The organism is Conyzicola nivalis, from assembly GCF_040548875.1.
GTDB lineage: Bacteria > Actinomycetota > Actinomycetes > Actinomycetales > Microbacteriaceae > Conyzicola > Conyzicola nivalis_A.
This window is the reverse complement of sequence record NZ_JBEPSJ010000001.1, coordinates 716,579-735,092: the sequence shown is the minus strand read 5'-3', so window position 1 is coordinate 735,092 and position 18,514 is coordinate 716,579. Positions and strand designations below refer to the sequence as shown.

21 protein-coding genes are annotated in these 18,514 nt (G+C 68.7%); 9 read left to right on the top strand and 12 right to left on the bottom strand.

Going from position 1 to position 18,514, the window contains the following annotated elements; genetic code table 11:
• The first annotated feature begins 35 nt into the window (after nt 1-35).
• Both ABIE21_RS03610 and ABIE21_RS03605 read left to right on the top strand, forming a co-directional pair.
• Nucleotides 36-1,415 (top strand): NAD(P)/FAD-dependent oxidoreductase, encoded by a 1,380-nt coding sequence (locus ABIE21_RS03610; RefSeq protein ID WP_354023411.1) that lies wholly within the window; start codon nt 36-38, stop codon nt 1,413-1,415.
• Between the two features lie 176 nt (nt 1,416-1,591).
• Nucleotides 1,592-2,590, top strand: coding sequence for an SDR family oxidoreductase (locus ABIE21_RS03605; RefSeq protein WP_354023410.1), 999 nt, complete (start codon nt 1,592-1,594; stop codon nt 2,588-2,590).
• A 12-nt stretch (nt 2,591-2,602) separates the two neighbouring features.
• On the opposite strand, the gene ABIE21_RS03600 is transcribed toward ABIE21_RS03605, so the two are convergent.
• The 9 genes from ABIE21_RS03600 to ABIE21_RS03560 all read right to left on the bottom strand — a co-directional run bounded on the left by ABIE21_RS03600 (nt 2,603) and on the right by ABIE21_RS03560 (nt 8,281).
• Nucleotides 2,603-2,908 carry a hypothetical protein gene (locus ABIE21_RS03600; protein WP_354023409.1) on the bottom strand — a complete coding sequence of 102 codons (306 nt, stop codon included), beginning with the start codon at nt 2,906-2,908 and terminating at the stop codon, nt 2,603-2,605.
• A gap of 1 nt (nt 2,909) precedes the next feature.
• Complete coding sequence (locus tag ABIE21_RS03595; protein ID WP_354023408.1) at nt 2,910-3,359, bottom strand: SRPBCC family protein; 450 nt, start codon at nt 3,357-3,359, stop codon at nt 2,910-2,912.
• 9 nt (nt 3,360-3,368) lie between these two features.
• Nucleotides 3,369-4,826 carry a phytoene desaturase family protein gene (locus tag ABIE21_RS03590; protein WP_354023407.1) on the bottom strand — a complete coding sequence of 486 codons (1,458 nt, stop codon included), beginning with the start codon at nt 4,824-4,826 and terminating at the stop codon, nt 3,369-3,371.
• An 85-nt stretch (nt 4,827-4,911) separates the two neighbouring features.
• Nucleotides 4,912-5,604: a hypothetical protein gene (locus ABIE21_RS03585; RefSeq protein ID WP_354023406.1), complete on the bottom strand. Its 693-nt coding sequence runs from the start codon at nt 5,602-5,604 to the stop codon at nt 4,912-4,914.
• Nucleotides 5,493-5,831: a DUF2510 domain-containing protein gene (locus tag ABIE21_RS03580; RefSeq protein ID WP_354023405.1), complete on the bottom strand. Its 339-nt coding sequence runs from the start codon at nt 5,829-5,831 to the stop codon at nt 5,493-5,495. Before ABIE21_RS03580 ends, ABIE21_RS03585 begins: the two co-directional genes overlap by 112 nt.
• 66 nt (nt 5,832-5,897) lie before the next feature.
• Complete coding sequence (locus tag ABIE21_RS03575; RefSeq protein ID WP_354024398.1) at nt 5,898-6,557, bottom strand: M50 family metallopeptidase; 660 nt, start codon at nt 6,555-6,557, stop codon at nt 5,898-5,900.
• A 73-nt stretch (nt 6,558-6,630) separates the two neighbouring features.
• The gene (locus ABIE21_RS03570) at nt 6,631-7,317 is read right to left on the bottom strand and encodes a DUF2510 domain-containing protein (protein ID WP_354023404.1); all 687 of its coding nucleotides are present in this window, start codon (nt 7,315-7,317) and stop codon (nt 6,631-6,633) included.
• Nucleotides 7,318-7,362: 45 nt separating this feature from the next.
• Nucleotides 7,363-7,992 (bottom strand): phosphoribosyltransferase, encoded by a 630-nt coding sequence (locus tag ABIE21_RS03565; RefSeq protein WP_354023403.1) that lies wholly within the window; start codon nt 7,990-7,992, stop codon nt 7,363-7,365.
• Nucleotides 7,993-7,996: 4 nt separating this feature from the next.
• Complete coding sequence (locus ABIE21_RS03560; protein WP_354023402.1) at nt 7,997-8,281, bottom strand: GNAT family N-acetyltransferase; 285 nt, start codon at nt 8,279-8,281, stop codon at nt 7,997-7,999.
• Nucleotides 8,282-8,365: 84 nt separating this feature from the next.
• Between ABIE21_RS03560 and ABIE21_RS03555 the strand changes: the two genes are divergently transcribed.
• Nucleotides 8,366-9,388: an LLM class flavin-dependent oxidoreductase gene (locus ABIE21_RS03555; protein ID WP_354023401.1), complete on the top strand. Its 1,023-nt coding sequence runs from the start codon at nt 8,366-8,368 to the stop codon at nt 9,386-9,388.
• On the opposite strand, the gene ABIE21_RS03550 is transcribed toward ABIE21_RS03555, so the two are convergent.
• Nucleotides 9,385-10,254, bottom strand: coding sequence for an oxidoreductase (locus tag ABIE21_RS03550; protein ID WP_354024397.1), 870 nt, complete (start codon nt 10,252-10,254; stop codon nt 9,385-9,387). The two genes, ABIE21_RS03555 and ABIE21_RS03550, sit on opposite strands and share 4 nt — an antisense overlap.
• A gap of 134 nt (nt 10,255-10,388) precedes the next feature.
• Between ABIE21_RS03550 and ABIE21_RS03545 the strand changes: the two genes are divergently transcribed.
• Nucleotides 10,389-10,832: a winged helix-turn-helix transcriptional regulator gene (locus ABIE21_RS03545; RefSeq protein WP_354023400.1), complete on the top strand. Its 444-nt coding sequence runs from the start codon at nt 10,389-10,391 to the stop codon at nt 10,830-10,832.
• Here the strand turns inward: ABIE21_RS03545 and ABIE21_RS03540 are convergent.
• Together ABIE21_RS03540 and ABIE21_RS03535 are read right to left on the bottom strand one after the other, a co-directional pair.
• Nucleotides 10,827-11,321: a GNAT family N-acetyltransferase gene (locus ABIE21_RS03540; protein WP_354023399.1), complete on the bottom strand. Its 495-nt coding sequence runs from the start codon at nt 11,319-11,321 to the stop codon at nt 10,827-10,829. The genes ABIE21_RS03545 and ABIE21_RS03540 overlap by 6 nt on opposite strands.
• Nucleotides 11,322-11,360: 39 nt before the next feature.
• Entirely contained in the window at nt 11,361-12,032 is a 672-nt protein-coding gene (locus ABIE21_RS03535) for a histidine phosphatase family protein (protein ID WP_354023398.1), read from the bottom strand.
• A gap of 72 nt (nt 12,033-12,104) precedes the next feature.
• Between ABIE21_RS03535 and ABIE21_RS03530 the strand changes: the two genes are divergently transcribed.
• The 5 genes from ABIE21_RS03530 to ABIE21_RS03510 all read left to right on the top strand — a co-directional run bounded on the left by ABIE21_RS03530 (nt 12,105) and on the right by ABIE21_RS03510 (nt 18,498).
• The gene (locus ABIE21_RS03530) at nt 12,105-13,268 is read left to right on the top strand and encodes an exonuclease SbcCD subunit D (RefSeq protein ID WP_354023397.1); all 1,164 of its coding nucleotides are present in this window, start codon (nt 12,105-12,107) and stop codon (nt 13,266-13,268) included.
• Complete coding sequence (locus tag ABIE21_RS03525; RefSeq protein ID WP_354023396.1) at nt 13,265-16,228, top strand: SMC family ATPase; 2,964 nt, start codon at nt 13,265-13,267, stop codon at nt 16,226-16,228. Before ABIE21_RS03530 ends, ABIE21_RS03525 begins: the two co-directional genes overlap by 4 nt.
• 132 nt (nt 16,229-16,360) lie before the next feature.
• A complete protein-coding gene (locus ABIE21_RS03520; RefSeq protein ID WP_354023395.1) occupies nt 16,361-17,344 on the top strand; it encodes an ATP-binding cassette domain-containing protein in 984 nt (327 codons plus the stop codon).
• Complete coding sequence (locus ABIE21_RS03515) at nt 17,344-18,198, top strand: ABC transporter permease (RefSeq protein WP_354023394.1); 855 nt, start codon at nt 17,344-17,346, stop codon at nt 18,196-18,198. The genes ABIE21_RS03520 and ABIE21_RS03515 overlap by 1 nt, the downstream gene beginning before the upstream one ends.
• A 9-nt stretch (nt 18,199-18,207) precedes the next feature.
• Nucleotides 18,208-18,498 carry a hypothetical protein gene (locus ABIE21_RS03510; protein ID WP_354023393.1) on the top strand — a complete coding sequence of 97 codons (291 nt, stop codon included), beginning with the start codon at nt 18,208-18,210 and terminating at the stop codon, nt 18,496-18,498.
• Nucleotides 18,499-18,514: the final 16 nt, after the last annotated feature.

The window sequence follows — 18,514 nt, the reverse complement described above, 5'->3', positions numbered from 1 at the left end:
GATCGCCCCTCACCCCGCAACGAGAGGCGCTATTCATGCGACCGAGCCGCCGTAACGACCCGTCAGTACGAGCGCGAGGCACCCGCGAGAAGACCCGCGTGCTCGTGCTCGGCGGGGGGTACGTCGGCCTGTACACGGCGTGGGGTCTCGAGCGTCACCCCGGCATCGATGTCACCGTGATCGAACCGAACTCGTATATGACCTATTACCCGCTGCTGCCGGAGGTCGCCGGCGGACACGTCGACCCCCGAGACGTCGCCGTGCCGCTCGTGCAGGCGTTGAAGCGCACCTCCGTCATCCGCGGCAGCGTGCAGTCGGTGAGCACGTGGGACCGGCAGGCGCGGGTGCGGCTGCTCGGTGGCGCCGAGCGCACGTTCACCTTCGACGTGGTGGTCTTCGCTCTCGGCGCGATCACACGCGTGTTCCCGACGCCCGGCCTGGCAGAGAACGGTGTCGGGTTCAAGTCCGTGGAGGAGGCGCTCTATCTGCGCAACCGCGTGATCGACAGCGTCGCTCAGGCTGCAGCGGCCGGCCTCGACGACGACCGTCGTCGGTTTCTCACCTTCGTCGTCATCGGCGGCGGCTACACGGGGGTGGAGGCGATGACCGAACTGCTCGACCTTTCGCGCAGCGCCCTCGCGGCGCATCCGCAATTGGCAGGCCACGACGTGAACTGGCACCTCATCGAGGCTCTCGACCGAGTCGCTCCCGAGGTCGGCCCACGCCTCTCCGGCTGGACGCTCGACAGACTCCGCCAGCGAGGCATCACCGTGCATCTGAAGACCACCGTCACCAGCTGCGAGAACCAGGTCGTCACGCTCAAGGACGGCGAACGGCTCGCCGCGAACACCATCGTGTGGACGGCCGGGGTGACACCCAACCCCGCGCTGAACGCGACCGACGCGCCTCGCGGTCCCAAGGGCCACGTCGTCGCCAACGCCCACCTCCAGGTCACCGACGAGAAGGGCGAGGTCGTCCCCGGGGCGTGGGCGGCCGGCGACAACGCTCAGGTTCCCGACCTCGAAGCCGAACAACAGCCGGCCTACTGCTCGCCCAACGCGCAGCATGCGGTGCGCCAGGCGCGACTGCTCGCCGACAACATCATCGCCTCGATCGAGGGGAAACCGCTCGCCGAGTACCGGCACAAGTCGCTGGGCACGGTCGCCGAATACGGCCTCGGCAGGGGAGCGGCGAACATCAGGGGCGTTCAACTGAAGGGGTTGCCCGCCTGGCTGTCGCACCGCGCGTATCACGCGGCGGCTCTGCCCACACCGGTTCGCAAGTTCCGCCTCGTCGTCGGCTGGCTGGTGGGCGCCTTCGTTCCGCCCGATCTGGCGTCGCTCACCGCGACGGCGACTCCGCGGCGCAACTTCGAGAAAGCGACGGACGCCGCCGAGAAGACGACGGCGCTGTAGGGGGCAATTGCCGTAAGCGGACCGGTGTCGCAGGTCGGCCGCCGCCGCTAGTCGTAGGTGCCGACGGCTCGCGCCGACACGGCACACCGACGGGCGCCGGTCAAGCCCGCGCAGCGGATGTCTCGATCCCGGTGCTCGTTCGTAGGGTGGGAGTTCGCCCCTACGAAGGAGACACCATGAGCAGAGTCGCAGTCGTCACCGGAGGCTCCGCGGGCCTCGGCCGAGCAGTGATCCGAGAGCTGGCAGCGGGCGGTTGGGACGTCGCGATCCTCGCCCGGGGCGAAGACGGACTGGCCGGTGCGGTCGCCGACGTCGAGGCACTCGGGCAGCGCGCCATCGGCGTGTCGACGGATGTCTCGGACCGAGAGGCCGTCGAGCGCGCGGCCGATCGCGTCGAGTCCGAGCTCGGACCGATCGAGCTCTGGGTGAACGGCGCCATGGTCGGCGTGTTCGGCGAGTTCCTGAGCACGGATCCGGCCGACTTCGAACGCGCGACCCAGGTCAACTACTTCGGCTTCGTCAACGGAACGCGCGCGGCGCTGAGCCGCATGGTTCCCCGCAACAACGGTCACGTCATCCAGGTCGGTTCGGCGCTCGCGCACCGCGGCATCCCGCTCCAGGCCGCCTACTGCGCCGCGAAGCACGCCGTTCAGGGCTTCACCGAATCTGTGACGACCGAGCTCATCCACAACGGCAGCGCGGTGAAGATCTCGACCGTCGACATGCCCGCCCTCAACACCATCCAGTTCAACTGGGTGAAGTCGCAGCTGCCGCATCATCCGATGCCCGTCGCCCCGATCTTCGAGCCCGAGGTGGGGGCGCGCGCGATCGCCGCCGTCGCCGAGAAGCCCCGCCGTCGCACCTGGGTCGGCGAGCCCACGGTCGCGACGGTGCTCGGCAACCGCTTCGGAGCCGGTTTTCTCGACTGGTTCATGGCCAAGACGGCATACGACGGCCAGCAGGCCCCGGAGAAGTCGGAGCCCATGCTGCCGAACAACCTCTACGCGCCCGTCGCTGGTGACCACGGTTCGACCGGCATCTTCAGCGACCAGGCACATTCGGTCTCGCCGCAGGTGTGGGCGATCAGAAACCGCGGCCTCGCCTGGGGCATAGGCGCGGCGACCGTCGCAACCCTCGGCGCCGCCGTCGCCAGCGTCGTGACCAAGCGTCGCTGAGCGGAAGCCGGATCAGGCCAGAAGCACGACGAGCAGCGCGGCGATGGTGACGACGAGCATGACGCCGAGGAGCGCAGCGAGGAGGCCGAGTCGCCGACGCAGAGGTGTCACGGCGTAGCGCACCACGATCATCGCGACGAACAGCGCCGCGACGACAACCGACCCGCCGACCGCGACGAGCGGGTCGGTCGGCGCCTGCAACAGCAGCACGCCGACGCACAACACGGCGGAGATGCCGCCGATCACGAGCCATTCGAGCCCGCGCGACGTGGTCAACGCCGGCTGGTTGCGCACCTTGGTTGGGTCGTCGTCGACCATGTCACACCTCGCCGTTGTCGCTCTTGCCCTCGGCGATGTAGGCCAGACGGCGCAGGGTCTCGACGTTGCGGATGAACAGCGGAACATCGAGAACGGGCTTCGGCACGAACGAACCCGGCCCCTCGACCGCCTCTTCGGTGATGCGCACCACGCAGCCCTTGGGTCGTCGCTTCACCTCGAGGGTGACACGCGCCTCGCCGATGGGCCAGCCTTTCGGCTGGATGACCAGGCGCCGCGGCGGGTCGTACTCGAGCACGGTGGTCTCGTCGTTGATGAGCGCGGGCCATACCCCGAACGAGTGCTGCAGTTTCGAGCCGACCTGCGGCCACGCGGCATCCACGTCTCGCATGCGGGAGGCGCCGACCACCCAGGTCGGAAAGAGCCATCCGTCGGCCAGCACCGCGAAGACGTCTTCGGGCGAGCAGTTCATGACACGGACGTTGGTCGACATTGCGGGTCCTTACAGTGCGGGTTGGTGGATTGCGAGTGACGGCGCGGCGGTGATGCCGAACTCGTTCGCGAGAGCGCTGCGCGCCGCGTAGTAGCCGGGCAGGCCGGTCACGCCGGGTCCGGGCGGGGTCGACGACGAGCAGAGGTAGACACCGGGCGCTGGCGTCCGCCACGGCTCGGGGGAGAGCACGGGGCGGGCGAGCAACTGGCGCACGCTGGCCGTGCCGGAGGCGATGTCGCCGCCGACGTAGTTCGGGTTGTGGTTCTCCATGTCCTGCGCGCTGAGACTCGAGGAGGCGAGGATCACGTCGCGGAACCCGGGAGCGAATCGTTCGATCTGCCGGGTGATCGCCTCGGTCTGGTCGAGGTGCGAGTTGCGTGGCACGTGCGTGTAGGCCCACAGCACGTGCGCTCCGGCGGGAGCGCGGCTCGGGTCGGCGAGCGACGGCTGGGCGACGAGAACGTAGGGGTTGTCGCTGTGACGCCCGGCCGCGACATCCGCCTCGCTTCCCGCGATCTCCGCACGGGTACCGCCCACGTGGAGCGTGCCCGCGCGCCGCAGGTCGTCGTTGGCCCACGGCACCGGGCCGGAGAGGGCGAAGTCGACCTTGGCCACGGCATTGCCGAAGCTGAACCGCTCCACCCGGCGCACGTAGCTGGGCGGCAGCGTGGCGATCCGCAGGAGGGCCTTCGCGCTCACGTCGAGCAGCACCGCTGTCGAGTCCGGGAGGTCGTCGAGCGACTGGATCTCCGTGTCCGTGATGATCTCGCCGCCGTGCGCGCGCAGGTCGTCGGCGAGCGCGTCGATGATCGACTGGCTTCCGCCGATGGGGATGGGCCAGCCGCGAGCATGCGCGTAGGTGCCGAGCGACAGTGCCGCAGCGGCGGTCGACAGGCTCGGCATCGGCCGGATCGAGTGCGCCGCGACCCCCGTGAGCATCGCCGGCGCCACGTCGTCCCTGAAGCGGAGATTCCAGGTGGGCAGTCCCTGTTCCAAGACCCGCAGGCCGAAGGCTGCGACGGTGAGCGGATGGCGCGGAACCTGCAACAACTGCGAGCCGGTGAACTGTGCCACCCGGTCGGCCTTGGCGGCGAGCGGTCCCATCAGCTGTTTCCACGCGGCACCGTCGACTCCGAGGCCGTCGGCGGTTCGTTCGATGTCGCGCCAGGCGATGCCCGCGCGTCCGCCGTCGAGCGGGTGCCCGTACGAGATCTCGGGCACAGACAGAGTGATCCGCTTGTCGAGCTGGAACCGGCGGAAGAATCCGGAGGCGAGAGCCATCGGGTGCACCGCCGAACAGATGTCGTGCAGAAATCCCGGCAGGGTGAGCTCGGCGGTGCGCGAACCGCCGCCGATGGTGGAGTTGCGCTCGTAGACCACGACCTTCAGTCCGGCGCGGGCGAGCGTCACCGCCGCCGCCAGCCCGTTGGGGCCGGAGCCCACCACTATCGCGTCGATTTCGGCCATGCCTCACGCTAACCGCTCGTGATCGCGGCGGCCAATCCCGCACCTGCTACTGAACTACGATCACGACTTTGATACGATCGCGCGGCTATTTGTCGACTGCCCGGCCGCCGTTGACCACGAATGCCGTGCCGGGCTCGCTGGGCGTGACCGCGACGACGACGTACATCGTGCTCGTGGGGGTCTCCACCTGGCATTGCACCTCGGTGCCGGCGTCGGTCGACGGCAGGGGAGGACACACGGCACTCGTCACGTCGATACCGGCCTCGGTCAGGTCGGCGCCGAGTTGTTCGGCCATGCCTGCGGGTGTGAGCTGAGAGGCACGCTCGCTCTGCGATATCGGTCCGTCGAACGCGCCGCCCGCGAGCAGCGGCAACAGCACCGCCAACAGGATGATCACACAGAGCACCACCTGCAGCCCGACCCAGACGAGGAACGGCCAGAGCGAGTCCTTGCCGACGCGCACGAGCCTCAGGATGAAGTAGACGATCGGGATGAACCCCCAGCCCCAACCCGGAGGCCGGTAGCCGCGCTCCCTGAGCAGCCTGCTGTCACTCGAACACAGGATGATGGTGACGATCAACGACGCCCCGCCGGCCGCGAACTGCGGCACGGCGCCGGTCATCCCTCCGGCGATCGCGCCGAGCACGAGCGTGACCACGACGGAGATCAGCGGGTACAGCGCGAGAAACCAGATGGGGCCCGTCTGCGAGCTGCCGGTGTTCTGTGGAATCGAGACGTAGGTCGAGCGCCGTGCAGGCGTCGACGCAGACCCGGCCATCGGCACGTAGGTCGACGTATAGGTTCGACGATCCGCGCTGCCGAGCCCTCGACCGCCGAATCGACGGGCACGGAGACGGACTCGTCGGACGCGGTCGGTGCCGCGCTGCGCGGGTCCATCGTCTGCGGCGTCCACCCCGAGCCATCCCACCATCGCAGCAACGGCGGACCCTGCGGGTCCGGATACCAGGCCGCGGGCACGCCGGTGCGCGTCTCGAACCCCGTCATCGCGCACCCCCCACTCTCAGCAATGCTATTGAGTGGTGAGGGTAAATCAAACCCCGCAGACGGGGGTTATCGCGAGAGGTAGCTCCACATCGCGAACACGACGCTGGCGGCGATGAGCGCGGCGAAGAGCGCAAGCCACACCGGCGAGGGAACGCCCGTGCGCTTGTACAGCAGGTACGCGTCTGAGGTCTGCAGCTGGGCTCGCCTCGACGTGTGGACCCCGACCACGGTCGCGAGTCCGCGCACAGACCCGACGAGCAGCGCCACCCCCAGCACGAGAAGGGCGTAGCCCTGGGTCTCGGGGGAGGCGTAGAACCAGAGAAGCGCCGCGACGCCCGCGGACGCCAGCACCACGAGCACGCCGAACAGGTTGCGGATCACGAGAACGGTGAGCACGAGGATGACTCCGCCGATGAGCAGCGCCGGCGCGGTGAACCCGGCGAAGACGCTCCACAACAGTGCAGCTCCCACGATCGCCGGAGCCGGGTAGCCGAAGACGCCGCTGAGCACCGTGCCGAAGACCCCGCGACCGCTCGACATGGCGTCGCCCGAGTGGTTGCGCCGGATGCGGATGCCGTGCACCACTCGGCCGCTCAACACCGCGGCGAAGGCGTGGCCGAGTTCGTGCACCAGGGTGGCGAAGAGTCCGAACCATTGCCACGTGACGCGGGGGACGCTCAGAAGCGCCGCGACCGCGACGATCGCGACGAGCGCGAGCGGTGAGATGTCCAGCGGAGCGGTGGGGGTGAACAGGTCGCTGAAGAAGGCGGTGAGAGTATCGATGGTCCTAGTCTCGCAGCTACGCCAGCAGGCTCAGCGTGACCGACGTGCCCCACGCGAGAGTGAGGACGATCCAGGTGACGAGCGGTCCGGCCGACGACCGACCAGCTCGGGCGGCGCGGATGGAGAGGTAGACGGGCGGCAGCAGCCCCCACGCACCGGCGACGCTCGCGAGTCGGCGTCGCCGCAGCTCGCGACCGTCGAGGTGGGCGAGCAGCGGGTAGAGCAACAGCGACAGCCCCACCCAGGCGTACGGCGCCCCATCGGTCGAGCCGTCGAGGGACACGGCGATGAGCGCGGTCGCCCCCGCCTGCGCCAGCGGGACGACGGCCAGCAGCCAGACCCAGATCGTCGTCGCGCTCGTTCCCGTGAGCAGGTAGAGGATCTCCGACTCGCTCGGTCGTGAGACGGTGCCCATCGGTGTGTACACGGGCATCTCGAAATCGCGTTTGCGTTCGGTGGGTGAAAACACGTCGCGCGCGAACGTGGGCGACCACGCGGCGTGCACGGACGCGGCCACCTGGGCCTCCGCCTCCGCCACCTCGACGACCGCTTCGGCCACGGCGTCGGGCGTCGCGGCGACGTCCATCGTGTGGGCGGTCCAGACCGTGCCGTCCCACCAGCGCAACAGCCGCGGATCGACCGGACAGGGGTACCACGAGGCAGGGATCGACACCGATCCGGTCGGATTCTCGAGCACCGTCACCCCGTCACCTCCGTCGCATCGCTTGGCGGCGAGTCTATCCGGCGCTCAGGCAAGAAGCGCCACAACCTCGTCGTCAGTCGTCTGGTCGAACCGCTCGTACCACTGGCCCACCGCCCAGAAGTCGCGGGGTGTCATCACCGCGACGAAGCGGTCCGCCTCGCCGGCGAGCGGCGACTCCCAGTCGTGCGGGGCCACCGGCACCGCCAGCACGACCTCGGTCGCGCCCAGTCGCCGCGCCGCCCGGCAGGCGACCGCGGCGGTGGCTCCCGTCGCCACGCCGTCGTCGACGACGATCGCACGCCTGCCGGTCAGGTCGAGTCGGGGCCGCCCGCCGCGGTAGAGCTGCAGTCGACGCGCGAGTTCGAGTCGCTCGTCGGCCTCGACTACGGCGAGCTCGTCGTCGCGCAGTCCGGTGAGCCGCACCGCCTCCGCGTCGACCAGCCGCACGTCGGTCTCGCCGATCGCCCCGACGGCGAATTCCGGATGTCTCGGACCTCCCAGCTTGCGCACGGCGAGCACGTCCAAGGGAGCGCCGAGAGCGGTCGCCACGCGGCTGGCCACCGGGACGCCGCCACGGGGTAACCCCAGGACAATCGTCTGCGGTCCCTCGAAGCCTCGCAGCGCATCCGCGAGTCTGGTTCCGGCGTCCAGCCGGTCTCGGAATCTCGCGGGCACCGGGCTACCTCGTCAGCAGGCTGGCGCGCTCGGGGTGCTTGTCGAACCACTCGCCGACGTACCAGCACATGGGGACGATGCGCAGCTCGCTCGTCGTCTCCACGTCGTCGACGGCGTACTCGACTATCTCTGCGGCGAGCCCCTTTCCCCGATGATCGGGGGAGGTAAATGCGCGTGTGAATGAGATAGCGCTGCCGTTGCTCGAGTAGTCGACCGTGGCCAGCAGGCTGTCGCCGTCGCGGAGGGTGTAGCGGCGGGCGTCGGGTTCGTTGCTGAATTGCTTCGCCATGACCTCAATCGTAAACCCGTTCCATCCGGTTCTCCATGCGTACGCATCGGGAATAGCAGGTGTCGGCGATACGCTGCATCCATCATGAAGCGCATCGGATTTCTCTCTTTCGGCCACTACCAAGATGTGCCGGGCTCGCTCGTTCACACAGCGCAGGACGCGCTCGTGCAGACGATCGAACTCGCGGTCGCCGCCGAAGAGGTCGGTGTTGACGGCGCCTACGTTCGCGTGCACCACTTCGCGCCGCAGTTCGCCTCACCGTTCCCGCTGCTGGCGGCGATGGCGGCCCGCACGAGCCGGATCGAACTCGGCACCGGCGTCATCGACATGCGCTACGAGAACCCTCTCTATATGGCCGAGGAGGCGGCGATCACCGACCTCATCGGCAACCGGCGCCTGCAGCTCGGGCTCAGCCGCGGCTCACCGGAGACGGCACTGCGCGGCTACGAGTCCTTCGGCTACGGACCCGCCGACGGCGAGACGGATGCCGACCAGGCCCGCAGGCACACCGCGATCTTCCGGGCGGCGATCGACGGCGCCGCGGTGGCTCAGGCCAACCCGGCGATGACCGGTGGGATGGGCGGCGGTCTCGCGATCGACCCGCAGTCTCCGGGGCTCAGCGAACGCGTCTGGTGGGGTTCCGGCACGCGCGCCACCGCCAAGTGGGCAGCCGAGCAGGGCATGAACCTGATGAGCTCGACCCTGCTGACCGAAGACACCGGAGTTCCATTCGACGAGCTGCAGGCCGAGCAGATCCAGATCTTCCGCGACGAGTGGAAGGAGCAGGGCCACGCCTTCGAGCCGCGTGTATCGGTGAGTCGCAGCATCATCCCGCTGGTCTCCGATGCCGACCGCAACTACTTCGGGCTGCGCGGCCAGATCGAGGGCAAAGACCAGGTGGGCCACCTCGACGGCGGCCTCGCCCGCTTCGGACGCAGTTTCATCGGAGAGCCCGACGTGATCGCGGCAGAGCTGGCTCGGGATGCCGCGGTGCAGGCCGCCGACACGGTGCTGGTCACGGTGCCGAACCAGCTGGGCGTCGACTACAACGCCGCGCTGCTCGAGAGCATCGTGAAGCACGTGGCGCCGGCGGCCGGGTGGCGCTAGCCGCCGATCGCGTCGAGCTCGGCGAGGTCGTCGGCGGTGAGCGTCACCCCGGCGCCCGCGACGTTCTCTCGGAGGTGGGCCGCTTTCGACGTTCCGGGTATGAGCAGGACGTTCGGCGAACGCTGCAGCAGCCAGGCGAGCGCAATCGACATCGGCGTGGACTCCAGGCGCGTTGCGACGGCCGAGAGTGCTGCGGACTGTAGCGGGCTGAAGCCACCGAGCGGGAAGAAGGGCACGAAGGCGATGCCTTCGCTCGCGAGCATGTCCACCAGCGCGTCATCCTGGCGCGAAGCGATGTTGTACATGTTCTGCACCATGACGATCGGCGAGATGGCCATCGCTTCTGCGACCTGTTCGGTGGTGGCGTTGCTCACACCAAGGTGCCGGATCAGGCCCTCGTTCTGCATGTCGACGAGTGCTTCGTACGACTCTGCAATCGGCTCGGCGACGACACCCTCGGCGTTGCCGAGCCGGAGGTTGACCAGGTCGAGCGTCTCGAGACGGAGTACTTCACGATTGTGCTGAACCTGTTCACGCAGTTCTTCCGGCCGCCGGGCAGTCGGCCAGCCGCCCTGGGCGTCTCGCGTACCGCCGACCTTCGTGGAGATGTGAACCGAGTCGGAATACGGGTGCAGTGCTTCCCGAATAGCGTCGTTGGTGAACCGCGGGCCGTAGGCGTCGCTGGTGTCGAAGTGAGTGATGCCCAGCTCGACGGCCGCGCGAAGCACCGCGAGCGCACCGTCTCTATCGGCCGGCGGACCCATGACCCACGGACCGGCGAGCTGCATGGCGCCGTAGCCGAAACGGGAGACGGTGAGGTCGCCGAGGGACCAGCTTCCACCGGGCAGGGCGGAGTATGTCGAGATCACGATTGTGCCTTTCACAGGAATCAAAGGGGTGGTGCCGAACGGGTTGTTACTTCAGTATTGATATGTTGCTTTCGTTCAGGAAGTACGCACCATGAAGTGCGTTAGTCGCCGGCAGGTAAGGGGAACGGTCAATGGCCACGATGACGGCAGCCGAGATGAGAGCCGAGAGCAAAGCGAAGTACAACGCCTTCTTGGCCGAGTGCCCGAGCCAAAAGCTGCTCGATCGCATCTCGGACAAGTGGGTGACGCTGATCGTCACCGCGCTGGGCAGCGGGCCGGATTGCTCGGGAGACCCTCGGGCAATGCGTTACTCCGAGCTGGCACGAACCCTCGCCGGCATCAGCCCGAAAATGCTCACCCAGACGTTGCGCTCGCTGGAGCTCGACGGACTCGTTTCGCGCACCGCGACTCCGACGGTGCCGGTCACCGTCACCTACGAACTGACCGACCTCGGTCTCTCGCTCCTGCAGCTGATCCGCGGCCTCAAGTCGTGGGCCGAGACCCACATGGACGAGGTGCTCGCCAACCGCGATCCGTCGGTCGGCCGCTCCGCCCGAACGGCCGGATCGTTATAGAGGGCCGGTGAGGTCTCTGAAGTAGCGGGCGACGGGCCAGCGTTCGAATCCGTTCGCTTCGTAGGCCTGGCGAGCAGGCGCATGGCCGGGATCGTCGCCTGTCTCTACCATCACCATGCCCATACCGGCCGCCTTCGCTCTACTCATCGAGTGCAGCATGAGCGCCCGGCCAACACCCTGTCGTTGAGAGTCCGGATCCACCGCGAGAACGTAGATCTCGCCCATGCGGTCCTCCGTGTGCAGTCGGGTGCACACCCAGCCGGCGAGTCGTTCCCCGGTAAATGCAACGTCGACGTTCTCCGGCTCACCGTCGAGAACCGCGGCCAGATCGTCGTACTGTCGCTTGCTCCAGCCTCCGGGATAGAAGGCCGCGTAGACGAAGGGCGGCACCGTCTTCTCTACGAGTGGGAAGACCGGCCCCCAGGCGCGAAGAGACAGGGCCAGTACCTCGTCACGCAGCTCCGTTACGAAGGGCAGTATCTTCAGCATGTCCCCGACGGTATCGCACCGACACGGTGCGCGACGGGGTTAGCCTCGCGCCTCGTCGAGAGTCTCGCCGGTCGGGTCCGGCGCGGCGATGTCGTCGAGGTCGGCGCCGCCCACGGGCGTGCTCTCCCATTCGAGGAGCCGCCAACCGGCGTCGAACGAACCCTCGAGCACCACGACGCCGGTGTTGCCGAGATCGTGCTCACCGGCGAAGCTGCGCGGCACGTTGGTCGCGTTGCCCGAGACCCAGACGCGGATCGCGGCGCCGTGGCTGACGACCGCGGCGGTGTCGACGCCCGACTCCACGATCTCGGCGATGTCGGCGTTGAACCTGCCGAAGAAGTTGTGGCCGTCTGCGCCGCCGGGCATCACGAAGTCGAGGTCGCCGGAACCCCAGGCGAACACCGTCTCGAGATAGACGCGCACCGAATCGCGATCGCTGAGCCCCTCGACGTCACCGGCCTCGATCTCGTGGATCCCACCGAGCACCGTGGCCGACAGACCGCGGGCGGTGGCGAGGGGCGCGGCGGTCAGCTGCGTACGCACCAGGGTCGACGCGAACACGGCGTCGATCGACTCGTCGCGCAGGGCGTTCGGGATCTCGGCGGCCTGGCGCATCCCGAGCTCCGTGAGCCCAGGGCCCGGGTGTGCGGTGTCGAGCTGGCCGAGCACGTTTGCGGGGGTCTGACCGTGTCGGATGAGGAGGAGTCGCATGATCTTTCCAGCCTATGCGGTGCACCGGTGCGGCTGCCGCCCCACGTCGGAGGTCGCGGGTAGCGTGCAAGCATGAAGATCCTGCACACCTCCGACTGGCACATCGGGCGCACCTTCCACGGGCATTCCACGCTTGAGAACCTGCGTTCCGTGCTCGCCGCCCTCGTCTCCGAGGTGCGCGAGCGAGAGATCGACGTCGTGCTCGTCGCGGGTGACGTCTTCGATTCGGCGATGCCCTCGGCCGAGTGCTTCTCCGTGCTCTCCACGGCGCTGCGCGACATCAGGGCCGCGGGCGCGGAGGTTGTCGTGACGAGCGGCAACCACGACTCCGCGACCCGGCTCGGATTCCAGTCCGAGTGGGCGACCCTGGCCGGCATCCACATGGTGACCCGGCCCGACCAGTATCTCGAGCCGATCTCCATCGCCGACGCCTACGGCCCCGTGCTGTTCTACGGCATTCCCTATCTGGAGCCGTCGATCTTCCGCGGCAGCCATCCCGATGCCGACCTCCGCACACACGAGCAGGTACTCGGCTTCGCCATGGAGGCGATCAGGGCGGATGCCACGGCTCGAGAATCCCGCTACGTCGTGCTCTCGCACTGCTTCGCGTCCGGGGTCGCCGCGCACGACGAGGCGAGCGACGTGGAGCGCGACATCACCTCGGGCGGCCTGAACCTCGTGCCGGCGTCGGTCTTCGACGGACCCGACTATGTCGCGCTCGGCCACATCCACGGTCGCACTACCATCACCGAGCGGGTGCGCTACTCCGGCGCCCCGCTGCACTACTCCTTCGGCGAGGCGCGCAAGCCGCGCGGCGGCTGGCTCGTAGAGCTCGACGCCGGGGGAGTCGACACCGTCGACTGGCTCGACCTGCCCGTTCCCCGACGCCTCAGCGTCATCACGGGGGAGCTCGACGAGCTCCTCGCCTCATCCGAGCACACCGAGGTCGAGAACGACTGGGTCGCGGCGGTCATCACCGACCGCGTGCGCCCGATGGACGCGATGCGACGCCTGCAGGCCCGCTTCCCGAACTGCGCGATGCTCGAGTACCGTCCCACCGTGTCATCCACAGCCGTCGACGTCACCTATCGCGAGCGCATCGCGAAGAAGACCGACACCGAGATCGTGGCGGGCTTTCTCGAGCTGGTGCGCAACGGCGTCGGGCCGTCGGACTTCGAGACCGCGCTCATCGCCGAGGTCGTCGCCGAGCAGGCCGCAGCGGAGGCGAAGGCATGAGAATCCGCAGGCTCACCCTCGCCGGCTTCGGTCCGTACAAGAACGAACAGGTGGTCGACTTCTCGCACTTCGACGACGCCGGCCTGTTCCTCATCACCGGCAAGACCGGCGCGGGCAAGTCGAGCATCCTCGACGCGATCTGCTTCGCCCTCTACGGCAGCGTGCCTCGTTACGACGGCACGCAGGCGCAACTGCGCAGCGACCACTGCTCCGATGACGATCCCACCTACGTCGAGCTCGAGTTCACCGTCGGCGGCATCGACTACTCCCTGCGCCGGGTGCCCGAATATCAACGGCCCAAGAAGAACCGGGCCGGCACCACGAAGCAGGCTCACGAGGCAAGCCTCAGCAGCGGTGACCGCGTTATCGCGGCGAAGCCCGTCGATGTGGCGCACGAACTCGCCGACATCGTCGCCCTCACGAAAGACCAGTTCCTCCAGGTGGTGTTGCTCGCCCAGAACCGCTTCCAGCAGTTCCTGCTCGCGAAGAACGACGACCGCCAGGCGGTGCTGAGAACCCTGTTCGGCTCTAAGCGGTTCGAGCAGATCGAGATCTCGCTCGACGAGAGGCGCAAAGAACTGCAGGCGCAACTCGCGAACGCCGACGACGTGCTGGCCCAGCATGTCGCGCAGGCGGTGAGGCTGCTCGAGCTCGACGAGACGCCCCCGCACACCGACCAGGCGTGGTTCGAGGAGGCCCTCGCCGGCCTCGAAGCCCGGCACGCCGAGAGCGAGCAGGCCGCGGCGACCGCCGATCTGCTCTTCTCCGCCGCAGACATGGAACACCGCACCTTGCTCGACACCCGGGCGCTGCAGTCGCGGCGCGCTGCCGCCAGTGCCGCGATCGCCACGCTCGACGACGACGCACCGTCGATCATCGACGACAGATCGGCCCTCGACGCCGCCCGGCGAGCGGCGCCCGTGTGGCCGCTGCTCTCCGGCGTCGACTCGGCGACGGTTGCGCTCGACGGCGCGCGCTCCGCCGCCGCGGTCGCTACGGCCGCCTATGCGCCGTTCGACGACGACACCCCGCTCGACGAGGTAGTCCAGACCCTCACCACCGCTCTCGGCGCACTCACCGATGCGCTCGCGGACGAGCGCTCCCTGGCCGGCATAGACGCCGACCTCGAGCGCATCGACAAACGCGCCGCCGCCGCCGAGACCGGCCTGGCGGAGACACTTTCGCTGGCCAGCGCACTGCCCGGCCGACTGGAGACGCTGAACGCGCGCGTGACGGACGCCTCGGTACGGGCCGCCCGGCTGCCCCACGCCGAGGAGTCCCTCGCCCGGGCGACCACCGCGCTCGACGCGTCCACGACAGCCGTCGAGGCGCGCACCCGGCTCGAACTGGCCGAGACCCTCGAGCGCACGGCCAGCGCAGCCCACACGGCCGCGGCCCTCGAACTCGACTCTCTGCTCGAACGTCGACTCTCCGGCTATGCGGCCGAGCTCGCACTCGAACTCGTCCCCGGAGACCCGTGCGCGGTTTGCGGCTCGACGAAGCATCCGTCGCCGGCCACCCCGGGCGACGCCCCGGTGACCGCGGCAGACGTCGACGACGCCCGTGACACCGTGGCGCTTCGCCGCGCCGAACTGGATGCCGCTCACTCGAGAGCGACGGCCGCCGCCACCGAACTCGCCGACGCGCTCGCACGAGCCGGCGACGCGTCCACCGCCGAACTCGAGGCCGCGGTCGCCGAGGCCGGCGATGACTTGCGGGCCGCCCGCGACGCGGCAGCGCAACTGGCGCGGGTCGAGAACGAACGAGAGCAGCTCCGCGCCGAGATCGCGAAGATTGAGCCGCGGCTCGACGCGCTCCGCTCCGGCCGAGACGACCTGGCCCGCAGCCTCGCCGAGACCGCGAGCCGCCGCGCCGACATCGCCGCGCGCATCGAGAAGCATCGGGCCGACTCCGCGACCGTGGCCGACCGGGTCGCCGCGATCCAGGCGCGGCTCGACGCCGCCCGCCGGCTCACCGACGCCGAGGCGGAGGTATCGCGCGCGGTTGCCACGCTCGCCACGGCCGACTCGGCCCTCACCGCGCAACTCGCCGAGCAGGGATTCCCCGACGCCGAAGCGGCGCGAACCGCACGACGCACGCACGAGGAGGTCGCGGCCATCGAGAAGCGGCTGCGACACCACGACGAGGCGAGGGCGACCGCGCAGGCGACGCTCGCCGAGCCGCAGATCGCGGGCGCCCCGAGCGAGCTCGTCGACGTCGAGCCCGCCCGGATCGCCCGCGCCGAGGCCCTCGACGCGCGCGACGCCGCGATCGCCCTGGCGAGCGCGTTGCGTCAACGGGTCGACCAGCTCGACGGCGTTGTGCAGGCCACGCGCGATCACCGCGCTGCGACGGGGCAACGCCGGCTCGAGTTCGAACAGCTGCGGCAACTGGCGAGCGTCGTCCGAGGCGACGAGCCCAACACCAGGCGGATGCGACTCGAGACCTTCGTGCTCGCCGCCCAGCTCGAGGAGATAGTGGCGGCCGCGAACACCCGGCTGCGCACCATGAGTGCCGGCCGTTACACCCTCGAGCACGACGACGCTCTGCAGTACCGCAACGCGAAGTCCGGACTCGGCCTCGCGATCCGCGACGAGCACACCGGGCGAAGCCGACCGACCCACTCGCTGTCGGGCGGCGAGACGTTCCTCGCCTCGCTGGCCCTCGCTCTCGGCCTCGCCGAGGTAGTCACCAACCAGGCCGGCGGCATCACGCTCGACACCCTCTTCATCGACGAGGGCTTCGGCTCGCTCGACGGCGACACCCTCGACATCGCGATGAGCACCCTGGACGGACTGCGGGAGGGCGGACGCACGATCGGGCTCATCAGCCACGTCGAGGCGATGAAGGAACAGATCCCGGCGAAGCTGCGCATCACAGTGTCGCCCCGGGGCGACAGCTCGGTGAATGCGAGCTACGAGCATGCGAGCTACGAGCATGCGAGCTTCGACACGCAGTAGACCGGCGATCCACCCGCGCACCACCGCCGTCGACACACGATATCCTGCCGTCGCGCCCGAACCTCTGGTGCGGACATCCGTCATTGTGTACAGTGTCCACAAGTTTAGGGGGACGATCGAAGGGACACATTCGTGAATTTCATCGAGGCCACAGCACTGACCAAGACCTACTCGCCGAAGCGCGCCGCTCCCGTGCACGCTCTCGACGGTCTCGACCTCGGAGTGCCGCAGGGAACCGTCACCGCCCTGCTCGGCCCGAACGGCGCAGGCAAGACCACGGCGGTCAAGGTGCTCACGACACTCATCCGACCGGATTCCGGCACAGCCGTGATCGGCGGCGTCGACGTGCTCAGATACCCGGAACGTATTCGCCCCACCATCGGCGTCTCTGGGCAGTACGCCGCGGTCGACGAGAACCTCACCGGCTTCGAGAACCTCGACATGGTCGGCCGGCTCTACCACCTGGGCGCGCGCGCTTCGCGGGCCCGGGCTCGAGAGCTCATCGAGCTCTTCGACCTCACAGAGGCGCAGAACCGCCCGGTGAAGGGATTCTCGGGAGGCATGAGGCGGCGCATCGACCTCGCCGGCGCCCTCGTCAAGCGCCCGCAGGTGCTGTTCCTCGACGAGCCGACCACGGGTCTCGACCCGCGCAGCCGCCTCGGTATGTGGGACGTCATCACGACGCTCGTGGGAGAGGGCACAACGGTGCTGCTCACAACCCAGTACCTCGAAGAGGCCGATCAGCTCGCCGACAGCATCTCGGTGATCGACTTCGGCCGGGTGATCGCCCGCGGAACCTCCGACGAGCTCAAGGCGTCGAGCGGCGGCCAGCGGGTCGAAGTGAACCTGGTGTCGTCGGAAGACAGCGAGTCGGCGCTCGAGGTGCTGCGGCGTTTCGGCAGCTCCGACCCCACCGTCTCAGATGACGGCCGCGAGCTCACCGTGAGCGCCGACGACGGGCCCATGGTGCTGCAGCGCATCCTCGCCGAGTTCGCCGACCTCGACATCCGCCTCTACGACGCGGGTATGAGACGCCCGACGCTCGACGAGGTCTTCCTGCGCCTCACGGGCCACATGGCGTCGGTCGAAGAGACAAGCGAGAAGGAGAAGGTGTAATGACCGCTACCGCTACCGCGACCGCCACACGGCCCCGATCGGGCAACGACGGCCCGTCGATCGCCCACTGGTTCTCCGACGGCTGGATCACCACGCGCCGCAACCTCATCAAGATCAAGCGCGTGCCCGACATCCTCGTCTTCACCACCCTGCAGCCGATCATGTTCGTGCTGCTGTTCACCTATGTGTACGAGGGCGTGATCGACATCCCCGGCAGCACCTACACCGAGTTCATCATGGCCGGAATCTTCGCGCAGACCGTCGTGTTCGGCTCCACGTACTCGGGATCGGCGATGGCGCAAGACCTCAAGGACGGCATCATCGACAGGTTCCGCACGCTGCCGATGAGTCCGTCGGCGGTGCTCGTCGGCCGCACCAACGGTGACCTGCTCATCAACGCGATCTCGATGGCCGTCATGATGGCCACGGGCTTCATCGTCGGCTGGCGCATCCGTTCCAGTTTCCTCGAGGCGGTCGCGGCCGTCGCACTCCTCCTCTTCTTCGCCTACGCACTGTCCTGGGTGCTGGCGTTCGTGGGCATGAGCGTGCGCAGCCCGGAGGTGATCAACAACGTCTCTTTCCTCATCCTGTTCCCGCTCACGTTCATCTCCAACGCCTTCGTGCCGGCAGAGACGCTCCCGCCGGCCCTGCAGACGATCGCCGAGATCAACCCGGTGTCGGCGCTCGTCCAGGCCGCCCGTAATCTGTTCGGCAATACGCCCCCTGGAATGCCGGAACCCGACGTGTGGACGCTGCAGAACCCCGAACTGACGGTTCTCATCGGCATCGCCGTGATGCTGATCGTCTTCGTGCCGCTCGCCGTGCGCAAGTTCGACCGGGTGAGCACCCGGTAGCGTGGAGGGATGCCGGACTATCGCGTGACCATGGTCGTCGGCGCTGTGCGATCCGGCGTCTCGCCGGCCGCCGTGCTGCCGGCCGCGAAGGCGGCCGCCGCCGAGCTGACGATGGTCGAGGCGGCCGATCTGGCCGTCGTCTCGGGGGAGGCTCGCGTCACGATCCGGTTCGAATCGGATGACGCCGAGTTGGCGAATCAGATCGCCGAACACGTGGTCGCCACGACGCGTGGCTCGGCAGACGTGCCGCGCTTCACTGTCACCCAGCGTGCCGGTGGCCGCTGGTTCACCGTGCGCTGAGTCGCGTCACGCCTGG

Coding starts and splice junctions, on each gene's coding strand:
- ABIE21_RS03610 (WP_354023411.1), top strand. CDS start 36: ATGCGACCGAGCCGCCGTAACGACCCGTCAGTACGAGCGCGAGGCACC.
- ABIE21_RS03545 (WP_354023400.1), top strand. CDS start 10,389: ATGGCCACGATGACGGCAGCCGAGATGAGAGCCGAGAGCAAAGCGAAG.
- ABIE21_RS03600 (WP_354023409.1), bottom strand. CDS start 2,908: ATGGTCGACGACGACCCAACCAAGGTGCGCAACCAGCCGGCGTTGACC.
- ABIE21_RS03555 (WP_354023401.1), top strand. CDS start 8,366: ATGAAGCGCATCGGATTTCTCTCTTTCGGCCACTACCAAGATGTGCCG.
- ABIE21_RS03530 (WP_354023397.1), top strand. CDS start 12,105: ATGAAGATCCTGCACACCTCCGACTGGCACATCGGGCGCACCTTCCAC.
- ABIE21_RS03525 (WP_354023396.1), top strand. CDS start 13,265: ATGAGAATCCGCAGGCTCACCCTCGCCGGCTTCGGTCCGTACAAGAAC.
- ABIE21_RS03595 (WP_354023408.1), bottom strand. CDS start 3,359: ATGTCGACCAACGTCCGTGTCATGAACTGCTCGCCCGAAGACGTCTTC.
- ABIE21_RS03585 (WP_354023406.1), bottom strand. CDS start 5,604: ATGGCCGGGTCTGCGTCGACGCCTGCACGGCGCTCGACCTACGTCTCG.
- ABIE21_RS03560 (WP_354023402.1), bottom strand. CDS start 8,281: ATGGCGAAGCAATTCAGCAACGAACCCGACGCCCGCCGCTACACCCTC.
- ABIE21_RS03510 (WP_354023393.1), top strand. CDS start 18,208: ATGCCGGACTATCGCGTGACCATGGTCGTCGGCGCTGTGCGATCCGGC.
- ABIE21_RS03540 (WP_354023399.1), bottom strand. CDS start 11,321: ATGCTGAAGATACTGCCCTTCGTAACGGAGCTGCGTGACGAGGTACTG.
- ABIE21_RS03515 (WP_354023394.1), top strand. CDS start 17,344: ATGACCGCTACCGCTACCGCGACCGCCACACGGCCCCGATCGGGCAAC.
- ABIE21_RS03535 (WP_354023398.1), bottom strand. CDS start 12,032: ATGCGACTCCTCCTCATCCGACACGGTCAGACCCCCGCAAACGTGCTC.
- ABIE21_RS03580 (WP_354023405.1), bottom strand. CDS start 5,831: ATGACGGGGTTCGAGACGCGCACCGGCGTGCCCGCGGCCTGGTATCCG.
- ABIE21_RS03605 (WP_354023410.1), top strand. CDS start 1,592: ATGAGCAGAGTCGCAGTCGTCACCGGAGGCTCCGCGGGCCTCGGCCGA.
- ABIE21_RS03590 (WP_354023407.1), bottom strand. CDS start 4,826: ATGGCCGAAATCGACGCGATAGTGGTGGGCTCCGGCCCCAACGGGCTG.